The 12,200-nt window shown below is 73.9% G+C and carries 7 protein-coding genes; 2 read left to right on the top strand and 5 right to left on the bottom strand.

Annotated elements, in window-relative coordinates; all coding sequences use genetic code 11:
- Position 1: 1 nt before the first annotated feature.
- The gene (locus ACFWDO_RS03565) at positions 2 to 304 is read right to left on the bottom strand and encodes a putative quinol monooxygenase (protein ID WP_380317740.1); all 303 of its coding nucleotides are present in this window, start codon (positions 302 to 304) and stop codon (positions 2 to 4) included.
- A gap of 117 nt (positions 305 to 421) precedes the next feature.
- Between ACFWDO_RS03565 and ACFWDO_RS03560 the strand changes: the two genes are divergently transcribed.
- Positions 422 to 1,564 carry an FAD-dependent oxidoreductase gene (locus ACFWDO_RS03560; RefSeq protein ID WP_380317743.1) on the top strand — a complete coding sequence of 381 codons (1,143 nt, stop codon included), beginning with the start codon at positions 422 to 424 and terminating at the stop codon, positions 1,562 to 1,564.
- Here ACFWDO_RS03560 and ACFWDO_RS03555 read toward each other — a convergent pair.
- Both ACFWDO_RS03555 and ACFWDO_RS03550 read right to left on the bottom strand, forming a co-directional pair.
- A complete protein-coding gene (locus ACFWDO_RS03555) occupies positions 1,519 to 2,430 on the bottom strand; it encodes an HNH endonuclease (RefSeq protein WP_380317746.1) in 912 nt (303 codons plus the stop codon). The genes ACFWDO_RS03560 and ACFWDO_RS03555 overlap by 46 nt on opposite strands.
- Positions 2,431 to 2,510: 80 nt before the next feature.
- Positions 2,511 to 4,382, bottom strand: a complete 1,872-nt coding sequence (locus ACFWDO_RS03550) for a hypothetical protein (protein ID WP_380317749.1) — start codon at positions 4,380 to 4,382, stop codon at positions 2,511 to 2,513.
- 214 nt (positions 4,383 to 4,596) lie between these two features.
- Here ACFWDO_RS03550 and ACFWDO_RS03545 point away from each other — a divergent pair, with 214 nt between their 5' ends.
- Positions 4,597 to 11,277 (top strand): DUF3320 domain-containing protein, encoded by a 6,681-nt coding sequence (locus ACFWDO_RS03545; protein WP_380317752.1) that lies wholly within the window; start codon positions 4,597 to 4,599, stop codon positions 11,275 to 11,277.
- Positions 11,278 to 11,305: 28 nt separating this feature from the next.
- Here ACFWDO_RS03545 and ACFWDO_RS03540 read toward each other — a convergent pair whose 3' ends face one another.
- Both ACFWDO_RS03540 and ACFWDO_RS03535 read right to left on the bottom strand, forming a co-directional pair.
- Complete coding sequence (locus ACFWDO_RS03540; RefSeq protein WP_380317755.1) at positions 11,306 to 11,659, bottom strand: DUF86 domain-containing protein; 354 nt, start codon at positions 11,657 to 11,659, stop codon at positions 11,306 to 11,308.
- Positions 11,656 to 12,093 carry a helix-turn-helix domain-containing protein gene (locus ACFWDO_RS03535; RefSeq protein WP_380317758.1) on the bottom strand — a complete coding sequence of 146 codons (438 nt, stop codon included), beginning with the start codon at positions 12,091 to 12,093 and terminating at the stop codon, positions 11,656 to 11,658. The genes ACFWDO_RS03540 and ACFWDO_RS03535 overlap by 4 nt, the downstream gene beginning before the upstream one ends.
- Positions 12,094 to 12,200 lie beyond the last annotated feature (107 nt).

The raw sequence follows: 12,200 nt of genomic DNA, 5'->3' as shown, positions 1-12,200 counted from the left end.
GTCAGCCCCGCAGCGGCGAGCCGACGACGGTGAAGTCGAAGCCCCCGAACTCGCCGGAGAGCAGCGGGCGCGCCGCCGCGATCGACGCCTGCACCTGCGGCAGCTGCAGCGACGCGCGGTGCGCCTCCGCCGACGTCCACAGCTCGGCGACGAACACGGTGTCCGGCTGGTCGTCACGCACCCCGACCTCGTAGAGCAGGCAGCCCGCGTCCGCGAGCTCCGCGCTGCGCTGCGTGAGGTGCGCGACCAGCTCGTCGCGCCTCCCGGGGGCCGTGCCGAGCGTCCCAACGTTCGCGTAGGTCATGGGTCGCGACGCTAGTCCCCGCCGCGGACACGGTTCTGGACGGACATCGGCCCACGGGTGCGCGACGCCACACGCCCACGCCGGAAGCCCGCCGTCGCCCGCGGCGTTGCCGCAGGCATGACGACGATCGAGGCGATGCCGGGTGCAGCCGACGCCGTCGTGGTCGGCGCGGGTCAGGCGGGCCTGTCCGCCGCCTACCACCTGCGGCGGCGCGGGTTCGTCCCCGCCGACGCGCCGGCGCCCGGGGTGCGTACCTTCCTGGTGCTCGACGCCGAGGACGGGCCCGGCGGGGCGTGGCGGCACCGGTGGCGGTCGCTGCGGATGAGCACGGTGAACGGCATCCACGACCTGCCCGGCATCGAGCAGCCCGACGTCGAGCCCGAGGCGGCGAGCGTGGACGTGCTGCCCGCCTACTTCGGGGACTACGAGCGCGAGCTCGACCTGCCCGTCGTGCGGCCGGTGCGCGTGCGCCGCGTCGAGGAGGCGGGCGACGGCGGCCTGCTCGTCCGCTGGGATGACGGACGGGAGGGCGGCGGTCGGGGCGGCACCGTCGTCGCGCGGGCGCTCATCAACGCGACGGGCACGTGGTCCAAGCCATTCTGGCCCGCCTACCCCGGGCAGGAGACGTTCCGCGGCCGCCAGCTCCACACCGCCGACTACGTCCGCGCGGAGGACTTCGCCGGGCAGCGCGTCGCCGTCGTCGGAGGCGGGATCTCTGCCGTCCAGCTGCTCGAGGAGGTCTCGCACGTCGCGCAGACCTTCTGGTTCACGCGGCGCGAGCCCGTGTGGCGCGACTCCTTCGAGCCCGAGGACGGCTCGCGCGCCGTGGCGATGGTCGCCGACCGCGTGCGCGAGGGGCTGCCGCCCCTGAGCGTCGTGTCCGTCACCGGCCTCATCAAGACGCCCACGCTGCTCGCCGCCGAGGCGCGCGGCGTGCTGCACCGCCGGCCGATGTTCACGCGCATCGCGCCCGACGGCGTCGTCCTGCCCGACGGCGAGCTGCTCCCCGTCGACGTCATCTTCTGGAACACCGGCTTCCGCGCCGCCCTCGACCACCTGCGCCCGCTGCACCTGCGCACCGCCGGCGGCGGCATCCGCATGGACGGCACGCAGGTGGACGGCGAACCGCGCGTGCACCTCATCGGCTACGGGCCGTCCGCGTCCACCGTCGGCGCCAACCGCGCCGGGCGCGACGCCGTGGTGCGGATCGTGCGCTACCTCGACGACGCCGCTTCGCCTGCGGCGCCGAACCTCTCGTAGCGCCACGCCAGGTGGTCGCGGTCGGGCCGGTCGGGGTGCCGCCGCGGCAGGGACAGCTGGCGCCCGTGCATCTCCTGCAGCCCGTGCTTGAGCATCGGCCCGTCGATCTCCTCCAGCAGTCGGAACGCGATGCGCACCTCGTAGTCCGGCGTCACGCCCAGCATGTTCTGGTCGTACGCGGCGTGGTGGATCTTGCAGAGCGCGAGGCCGTTGGTCACCGTCGGTGCGCCGAGCTCGTGCCCGTCCGGGACGATGTGCGCGGCGTCGAGCAGTGCGCCGTGCTTGAGCTCGCAGATCGCGCAACGGGTGTCGTACGCGACGAGCACGCGGGTGCGGAACGCCGGCTGGTGCAGGCGCTGCTTCGCGAGGCGGAGGGCGTACTCGCGCTGCGGCTGGGTGAGGTGGCGCGGGTCGCGCAGGAAGGTGAACGACTCGTCGAGCGCGATGAGGAACTGCCGGTTCTGTGGTTCGTCGTCCACCACGTACACCGGGAAGACCGGCGTGTAGATGTTCGGCATCTCCTTGCGGAAGAGGATCAGCGGCATCCCCGTCTCCATGGCATGGCGCAGCTTGGAGTTGTCGCCGGACCACGGGTCGCCCTTGCGGTAGGCGTAGTGCAGCAGGCCGTCGTCCGACTCCGTGTCGTCGTAGGGCCCGTTCGCGGCGCTCACGATCGAGAGCGTCGAGGCGAACGACGCCGGGTTGCGGATGCCCCGCGAGTAGTCGATGACGGGCAGCCTCTCGCCGTCGACATGGAAGTCGCGCAGCAGCTCCTCGCGGCGCAGGAAGCCGCCGTTGGCCTCCGCCCGCTCGCCGACCCACGCCATGATCTGCTTGCGCAGCGCCGCCTCCACCGCAGACTCCACCGGAGGAGCTCACCACCGGCGAGACGGGGCCGCAAGAGTTCGTCGGGGCACTCGCCCAGAAATCACCCGCGCGCCGGTCGTCAGTTCGTCCGCCGGCTGGGGAGATGCGGGCCGAGGTACCCGACGTAGATCTTCTCGTCCACAGCGATCGCGTCGTGGTAATGCAGTCGCGGCGACGTCATCCCCGATTGGGCGATGCGGAAGTGGGCGCCCATGAACACCTTGCGCCCCGGGCTGATCGTCGCGGGAACTGGCAACGTTCGGGGTTCCGAGTACTTGGCGGTCGACCGCACGCTGTCGGTTTCGTCCGGCGCATGACGCCCGGCAGGGAATCCGGGTGCTCCCTGTGGGGTGTTCCGCAGGTAGTGGTCGACCGAGCCACCGTTCCCATCAAGCCGCCAGGCTACGTAGCCGTCGAGGGCCTGCAGGGCCTTCCACGCCTGCTTCGCCCACCGGCCCAGGGGGTCCTGGGTGTCCAGGCCCGCCGCGGTGTCGCCATCACCGGTCCAGCAGACATGGCTGAGGCCGTCGATCATGTCCAGCAGGTCGACGAACGAATCGGGCGCCGTCTCCGGCTTCTCCTCGACCCGAAGTGGCTCCCATGCCTCCTTCGCCTGGTCGTGTGCCTGCATCCGCACACGTAGCGCCTGCACGAGCGCCAGCGACTCGTCGAGCGCCTCCGTGGTGGCCGCATGCTCTGCCTGCTCGTCCTCGAGCCGTCGCCCGGACTCGCGAACCTCATCTCGCAGCTCGGAGATCCGCGCTTGGAGGGCGTCGCTCTCGGCCCGCATCCGCTGCCGAAGCTCACGCAGTGAGGCGACCTCCTGGGCGGCCCTTCCGAGGTCGAGCACCGCGTCCACCGTGATCGACGTGGACCCGAAGACTTCCTCGAGCACGACGGAAAGCGCGGCGGCGACCCCGGCGTCCTGGACCTCGGACGGGGCCGCCGGCGCGGTGGACGGCTCAACGTCTACCGGGAGCTCCGCCCGGAGCATGTCTGCAGAGGGTGTCCGCGTGGGTACTTCGTCGACGGCCGGTCCGGCGGGTGCCACGGCCCGCTTCGGGCGCTCACGACGGACCCTGGCCTGCTCCAGGAAGTCGTCCTCGGCCTGGTGCAGGAGACGCTCCTCGACCCGCAGCGCCTGCGTGGGAAGTGGTTGCGCCAAGGTGACGTCCCGCGCGCGCTGCCCGAGGATGCGCACGACGCGAGGGCCCGCGTCGTTGACGATGCGAGAGGTCGTCAGCGTCCTGTGCCGGCGGGCATCGATCTCATCGCCGAAGTCCACTCCCCTGGCGAAGGTCCGAAGGGTGCCCGGGTGTACGGCGTGGGTCTCACCGACCCGACGAGAGAACTCAGCGGTCGCCTCTGGATCGAGAAGGTAGCCGGCCGCGATGCCCGTGGTTTCCTTGAGTAGATCGCTCGCCAGTCGATGCCACGGTTGCAGGGGCAGGCTCTCGTCACTGCCGGCCACGAACACCGGTCCGCGGCGGTCGTCGTCCTCGATCGCCGCGACGAGAGCCGGGACGTCATCGGCTCCGATCGTGTGGGCGCGGGGCGAGAGCCGCGCACCGCCGTCGCGTGCTTCCAGCACCCCCAGCAGATCGCGCGCCAGGCGTGGAACCTTGGCGTTCCTGCCGTCAGGGCTGTCGATGTCGACCCAGAGCCAGGCGGCGTGCTTGCGCGACCCGGGTTGGTGCGCGATCACCTGGGTGAGCCAGGTGCCTCCACTCCCGTTCTTCTCACGAAGTTGGAAGAGAGTGGACTGTGAGCCGTCTTGCTCAGTGATCTCGGTGAGCACGGCCTCGACGCCCGCACCGATGGTCGACACCGTCCCGGGCAGGACCTGATCGGCGTCGTACTTCTTGCTCTTCAGCCATGCGAAGAGCTGGGACCGCGTCGCGTCCAGGACATCCTGCCCGTCGACCGTGAAGTAGGAGCGGTAGCTCAGCAATGCATCCTCCGTGTCCGCGTCGACCTGCGGGCAGTTCACCACGAGGCGCCGACACGAGCATGTCGGATGTGAACGTCGGAGCGTCGACATTCCTCAGATTCACCCGGTGTCACGCCCCGTGCTGTCACTGCCCTCTGGGATGCTTCGCCGGAGCACGGGTGATGGGGTGGGCGTGGCACCCGGACCGGTGCCGACGGCACGAGGAGAACGCAGCATGGGACAGGTCGACACGGCGACGGGCGCGCGTACGGACGCAAGCAAGGACGGACCCACCGACAAGGAGCGGCAGGTCCGCGGGCTGGACGCCCTGGGGCGGGCGCTGCGACCGGTGGTCGACGAGCGGATGTCGGCGGCGGCGCACGGCCGCCCGTGGGTGGAGCTGTACGAGGCGAAGGAGTCGGCGCGCCTGGGCCGCCCGTACCGCGCGGACGCGGGCGACCCGCGGCTGCTGCTGCGCGTGCTGCGGTACGAGCGCGGCGTCTTCACCGAGGTCGACGCGTCGCAGCGCGCCTGGATCGACGAGCTCATCCAGGCGTCCAACCGGGCCGCCCACTCCACCACCGTGACCGGCGCGCAGGTGGATCGCGCCCTCGACACGACGGCGCTCCTCGCGGAGTCGCTCGGCCTGGACGACGTCGTCGAGCAGGTCACCGCGCTCGCCGCGCTCGGCGCCGCGCCCGACACCTCGCCCGTCGCTCCGCCCGTCAACTCCCCGGACGCCGCCGCCGCGCCGCCCGCGGCCGCCCCCGCGGACGACGTCGTCCCCGCGGCCGACGCCGCGGTCCCGTCCCCGGCACCCGCGGTCCGGGTGCCGCTCGAGACGCCGCCGCCGCGGGGCATCCGCGTGCTGACCGCGCGGGTGGGAGACCTCGACGTCGTGGTGCAGTTCCGCGAGGCGGTCAACTACGCCCTGGTGCACAACCGCGTGTCGGTGGTCGCGGGCGTCACCGTGACGCACCGGGGCACGACGGCGGTGCCCGGCGTCGTCCTCACGCTGACGATCGACCCGGTGGCCCCGCTCGGCGACCTCGCGGTGGCGGCCCCGCTGGTCATCGACGTCGGCGCGGTGGCGCCCGGCGCGCGGGTCGACGTCCCCGCCCAGCAGCGGGCGTGGCGGCTGAGCCCCGAGCCGTTCGTCGCGCTCGACGAGGCGGTGACGGTTGGCCTGCACCTCACGGTCGCGACCCCGGGCACCGTGCCGGTCCGCGACTCCGCCGACGTGCGCCTGCTCACCGCCGACGAATGGTGGGCCGTCAGCATCCCGGAGAGCCTGGCGGCGTTCGTGCGCCCCAACGACCCCGCCGTCGTCACGCTGCTCGGCGAGGCGAGCGAGTTGCTCGCGGCGCGCACGGGGTCGCCTTCGCTCGAGGGCTACCAGTCGGGCGCCGACCGGGTGCACCAGATCGCCGAGGCCGTCTACGACGCGCTCGCCGCTCGCCGCATCACGTACGTGGAGGCGCCGTCGTCGTTCGAGGGCACCGGGCAGCGCATCCGCACGCACGCCGCCGTCCTCGAGGAGCGGCGCGGCACCTGCCTCGACCTGGCCTGCACGTACGCGGCCGCGCTGGAGCAGGCGGGGTTGCACCCGGTGCTCGTCGTCGTCGACGGCCACGCGTTCACCGGCTACCTCACGGAGGAGAGCGAGCTGCCGTCGGTCACGGTGACGGAGCCGGCCGCGATCGTCACGGTGGCGGACTCCGACCTGTTCGACGCCGTCGAGACGACGGCGGTGTGCGCCTCCGAGGCGCCCCGCGGCTTCGACGAGGCGCGCGGCGCCGTACGGCACTGGTGGCGGGCGGACCTCGACCAGGTGTCCCACCTGTTCGACGTGCACGCCGCGCACCGGTATGTGCGGCCGCTGCCCGCGATCCGCACTGAGGGCGGCGTGCGGATCGTCGAGGTGGTCAGGGAGACGGTGGCCGCGCCGCTGCGCCGCGTCCCCGCGACGGCGGCGCACCCGGACCACGCCACCGGCACGCCCGTGCCGCCGCGCGTGGAGCGCTGGCAGCGGTCGCTGCTCGACATGACGTACGTGAACCCGCTCCTCAAGCTCAAGGATGCCTCCAGCCTGCCCGTGCACGTGCCCGCTGGCGGGCTGGCCCGGCTCGAGGACACCGTGTCTGCCGACCAGGACCTCACCCTCGCTCCGCACGACGAGCTCGCCGAGATCCACCGCGCCCAGGGCGCCCGCACCGCCGCCGACGTCGACCCCAGGGCGCTGCTGCGCATCCTCGACGAGGAACGCACGCTGTTCGTCGCGATCGGGCAGAAGCAGTACACGAACCGGCTGCGCACGCTCCAGCGCAAGGCGCGCGCGAGCCTCGAGGAGACCGGCACCGACACCCTCTACCTCACCCTCGGCACCCTGGAGTGGCAGGAGCCGAACGGCAAGGAGGGCCGCGCGCCCCTGTTCCTGCTGCCCGTCCGCCTCGTCGGCGGCCGGGGTGGCACGTCCTTCTCCCTCGAGCGCGACGACACCCGCACGATGGAGCCCAACTACTGCCTCGTGGAGAAGCTGCGCGTCGCGTGGGGGCTCGAGCTCCCCGAGCTGACCGACCCGGGCGAGGACGAGTCCGGCATCGACGTCGCCGGCGCGCTCGCGTCCGTGCGCACCACCCTGCTGCGCGCGAAGGCGACCACCTTCCACGTCGAGGAGACGGCGCGGCTCGCGCTGCTGCAGTTCTCCACCCTGGAGATGTGGCGCGACCTGCGGCAGAACTGGTCCCGCTTCGTCACGCGCCCCGCCGTCGAGCACCTGGTGCACACCCCCGGCCGGCCGTACGTCGACGGCATCGAGCCGCCCGAGGCCGAGCCGTCCACCGAGGCCAGCACCTACCTGCCGATCCCCGCCGACGGGTCCCAGATCGAGGCCGTGCGCTGGGCCGCCGCGGGCAAGTCGTTCATCCTCGAGGGCCCTCCCGGCACCGGGAAGTCGCAGACCATCACCAACCTGATCGCCCACTGCCTGGCCGAGGGCAAGAAGGTGCTCTTCGTCGCCGAGAAGCAGGCGGCGCTCGAAGTGGTGAAGAAGCGGCTCGACGGCGTCGGGCTCGGCGAGCTCAGCCTCGACCTGCACGGGAGGAACCAGACCGTCACGGCGGTGCGCCAGCGGATCGGCGCGGCCCTCGACCTGCAGTCCGCCGGGTCGCCCACCTGGGATGCGCTGCGCGCGAGCTACCGCACCCTCACGGAGTCCCTCGCCCGCTACCCGGGCCAGCTGCACGAGGTGGGTCCCGTCGACATGTCGGCGTGGCAGGCCCGCCAGATCCTCCTCGAGCACGAGGAGGCCACCGCCGGCACCGCCGCACGCGAGGTCGACGTGCCGCAGTCCGTCGTCATGGGGCAGGTGGCGCTCGCGGACGTGTACGACGGCGCGCGCGACCTCGGCACGGCCCTCCTCGACCTGGGTGTGGTCCCCGACCGCGCGCCCTGGCGGCTCGCCGGTCCGCCCGGGCCCGGTGCGCTCGACCGAGCCGCCGTCGGGCGCGCGCTCGCCGAGCTCACGGCGGCCGACGACGCCGTCGCGGACCCTCGGGTCCGCGCCATCACGATGCACGCCGCGACCGCACCCGAGATCGACGCCGTCGCCGCGTGGCTCGACACTGCCCGGCAGGGCACGGGCCGCGCCACTGCGGAGGCCGCGCGGCTCGTGACGCCGGCGTGGCGGGAGCAGGCGGCACGGCTGCGGGCCGACGTCGAGGCGTTCCGCGCCGCGCAGACGCCCCGGCTGCGGGGGTTCCTGCCCGGAGTCCTGGCCGCCGACCTGGACGGCGCGCTCGCCCTCGCGCGGGAGGCCGACGGGCGTCTGTTCGGCCGCAAGAAGCGGCGCCTCGCCGTCCTCGGGGGGCTCACGGCGGTGCTCCCGCCGGGAGTCGATGTGCGGTCCGCGCCGCCGTTCCCGGTCAAGGAGCTCACCGCCATCCTGCAGGACCTGGCGGCGCTGCGCTCCGAGGTCCGGGACATCGCGCAGCGCGCCGCGGCGGTGCCCGGCACGGGCGTCCCGCCCGCGTGGAACCCGCTCGACGACGCGCAGGCCGCGGCCCTGCTCCGGGTGCTGTACGGGCTGGAGGTCGCGGCGCACCTGCGCGCCATGCTCGGCGCGGCGGGTGGGGACCCCACCGCCGCGCGCGACGCCGCCGACGCCGCCACGGGCGAGCTGCTGCGCGACGCCGCGGCCGGGGGAGTCCCCGACGGGGCGGCCGTGCGCCGGCTGGGCGCGGCGTGGGCGACGTTCGTCGGCGTCCTCGGTGCCGCCCCCGACGACCTCGCCCGCTGGTTCGCGGGCCGCCCGCGCGGCGAGGCGATGGCGCAGGACCTGCCGCGCTGGACCGCCGACGCCGCGGGCGGCGCGTTCATCGCGCTGCAGCGCTGGGTCCGGGTGCGTTCCGCGCTCGCTCGGCTCGAGGGCCTCGGCGTGAGCCTCACCGACCACGTGCGCGGCGGGGCGCTGCGCGGGCCCGACGTCGAGAACCAGGTGCGCCTCGGCGTGGCGCACGCCGTCCTCGACGAACGGTTCGACTCCACCGGACTGTCAGGGTTCGACGACGCCGAACGCGACCGGCTCGTGGACCGCTTCCTGGCGACGGGCGACGACGTCCGGGAGCGGATGGCGGCCGAGCTGTCGGCCCGGATCGTGCGCGCCCGCACGTTCGACCCGAACGCGCGGGTCGGCTCGGTCGCCGAGCTGCGGCAACAGCTCGGTCGGCGCCGTGGCGGGCTCACGGTGCGCCAGTTGATGCACCGGTACGGCTCCCTGATCACCGAGATCACGCCCTGCTTCCTCATGAGCCCCACCTCGGTGGCCCGGTTCCTGCCCGCCGACGCGATCGACTTCGACGTCGTCGTCTTCGACGAGGCGTCCCAGATCCGCGTCCCGGAGGCGATCGGGGCGATGGGCCGCGGACGGTCCGTCGTCATCGTCGGCGACTCCAAGCAGATGCCGCCCACGTCGATGTTCGGCCCCGCCGCCCCGGACGATGACGACGACCTCCCGTCGGACGACGGACTGCCCGTGCCGACCGACCTCGAGTCGATCCTGTCCGAGGGAGTGGAGTCGCGACTGCCGCGCCTGCTGCTCAGCTGGCACTACCGCTCCCGGGACGAGGCGCTAATCGCGTTCTCCAACAGCCACTACTACGAGGGCCGGCTCTCCAGCTTCCCGGCGCCGCCGCCCCGTCCGGACCGTGTCCCCGCCCTCGCGCTGCGCCGCGTCGACGGTGTGTGGGAGGGCGGCGGTCGTGGGGCGGCCCGGGTCAACCGGGCCGAGGCGTCCGCCGTCGTCGCCGAGGTGCACGACCTCCTCGCCGCCGACCACGACCGCAGCCTCGGGGTCGTCACGTTCAACACGCAGCAGCGCGAGCTGATCCTCAACCTGCTCGAGGACGTGCGCACCACCGACCCGCTGGTCGAGGCCGCCCTCACCCGCGAGGAGGAGCCGCTGTTCGTCAAGAACCTCGAGAACGTGCAGGGCGACGAGCGGGACGTCGTGCTGTTCACCCTCGCGTTCGCCGCCGACGCGCGCGGCCAGGTGCCGCTCAACTGGGGGCCGCTCAGCCGGGCCGGCGGCGAGCGGCGGCTCAACGTCGCGGTCACGCGCGCCAAGGAGAAGGTCGTCGTGTTCTGCTCGTTCGAGCCGCACCAGCTCGACCTCACGGCGTCGACCTCCACCGGCCTCGCGGACCTCAAGGACTACCTCCTCGCCGCGCGCGACGGCGTCGAGTCGGCCGGCCTGCGGCGCGCCGGCGCCCGGGACCGCCACCTCGACGACGTCGCCGCCACGCTCCGCGCCGCCGGGCTCGAGGTGCGCACCGGCGTCGGGCTGTCCGACTTCACCGTCGACCTCGCGGTGCGCGCCGAGCCGGGGCTGGCCTGGGTGGCGGTCATGCTCGACGGGCCCGTGTGGGCGGCCCGGAGCAGCGTCGGGGACCGGGAGGGCCTGCCGACCGCCGTGCTCACCGGCCGCATGGGCTGGTCGCGCGTGGAGCGGATCTGGCTGCCCACGTGGGCGCGCGACCGCGAACCGGTGGTCGCCGCCGTCGTCGCCGCGGCCGCCGGGGCGCCGCCCGCCGGGCAGGAACCGACGCGCCCCGGGGCCAGTGGCGTGCACGCCCACGGCGCGCATCTCGCGCCGCCTGTCGGACCGCCGGCCGGGGCCTCGCCGCCCGCCGCCACCGCGGCCGTTCCCCCCGCGCTCGTCGATCCCGCGTCTGCCGATCCTGCGCTCGTCGCTCCTGCGGGGAGTGCGAGAGAGCCGGTGCCCGTGCGGTCGGTGCCCACGGCGCCGGTCGCCACGCCGGTCGCGAGGCCGGTCGCTGCGCCGTCCGAGGGGCCGTCAGCGACACCGTCGGCCACGTTCCGCCCCGCAGACGCGAAGGCGCGGCACGACGCCCTGCTGCTGGACGACGACGGCGCCCGAGCCCGCGCCCGGGTCCGGGCGGAGATCGCCGACGTCGTGCGGGTCGAGGGGCCGGTCCTGGCGGACCGGCTCGCGCGGGTCGTCGCGGCGCGGTTCGGGCTGACCCGGCTGCGGGAGTCGCGGCGCGTGCAGCTCGTCGGGCTGGTGCCGCGCGGGCTGGCGCGCGAGGCCGCCAACGGGGACGTCGTGGTCTGGCCCGACGGCGTGGATCCGGCCGCCTATGACATGGTCCGCGCGCCGGAGCAGGGCGCGAAGCGCGACATCGCCGACGTCCCCTACCCGGAGCTGCGGAACGCGATGGTCGCGGTGGTGCGGGCCGCGCACGGCGTGTCCGCCGCCGACGCGTTGCGCGAGACCGCGCGCACGTTCGGCGTCGTCCGCCTCGGTGCGCAGGTGCGCGACCGGCTGGAGGGGGTTCTCGCCGCCGCCGTCCGCGAGGGCGTGCTCGCCGAGCGCGGCGGGCGGGTCGTCGCGGTGTGACCGTCCCCGCCGCGCCACGGGGCGTGGGTCAGCGGCTGGGCTCTTGGGCGAGGAGGTCGGCCACGCGTCGCGCGACCTCCGGGATGTTGACGGACAGGATCGCCCACAGCAGCTCGGTGTCGACGACGTCGTACCCGTGCGCGATGACGTTGCGCGCGTCCTTGATCCGGCGCAGCTCGAGGTCGGGGTGGGCGTCGACGAACGCGCGGTCGTCGCGGTCGATGCGGCTCACGCACTCGCCGAGCCGGATGAGGAGGTCCTCGGCGGCGTAGCGCAGCATCTCGTCGGCGTCGTAGGCGTCCTTGCCGCGGTCGACCAGGCGCTCCACCGTGGCGGCATGGTCGACGAGGTCGCCCAGCCACCGTCGTGTGCGGGCGTTCACAGGGGGACGGCCTCGGCGAGGACGTCCTGGTGCTTGGCGCGCAGGCCGCGCTCGGTGACGACGTCGACGTGGACGCCGAGCAGCTCGGACAACTCCCGCGGGGTGGACACGAAGCGCCAGGCGTTCCGAGGGTCGACGTCGACGAGGAGGTCGATGTCGCTCGCGGGGGTGTCGTCGCCGCGCGCCACCGAGCCGAACACCCGCGGGTTCACGCCGCCGTTGCGGCTGATGATCGTCAGCACCTCGTCTCGCTTCTCGCGAAGCCGGTCGGACGGTCGGACCATCGCGCCGCGAATGCGCTCGATCATCGCCGGGGACACCGGCCGTTTGCCGGACTCGTACGCAGACAGGTTGGACGGCGCGATGCCGGCGAGCTCCGCCAGGCGTGCCTGCGTGAGCCCGGCCCGCTCTCGTTCGGCGCGGAGGTTCGTCATGTCCACAAGTTATCAGTGATATGCCGGCCGGGGCGGAGATGCCACGGCTCGACGTCGTCGTGCGGCGACCCTGCCGGCGTGGCCCGACACGGGCGGCGCGATACTGA

This window comes from Isoptericola sp. NPDC060185, assembly GCF_042728595.1.
Lineage (GTDB): Bacteria > Actinomycetota > Actinomycetes > Actinomycetales > Cellulomonadaceae > Isoptericola.
Note: the sequence above shows the minus strand (reverse complement) of the source record. Positions and strands in the feature narration are given on the sequence as shown.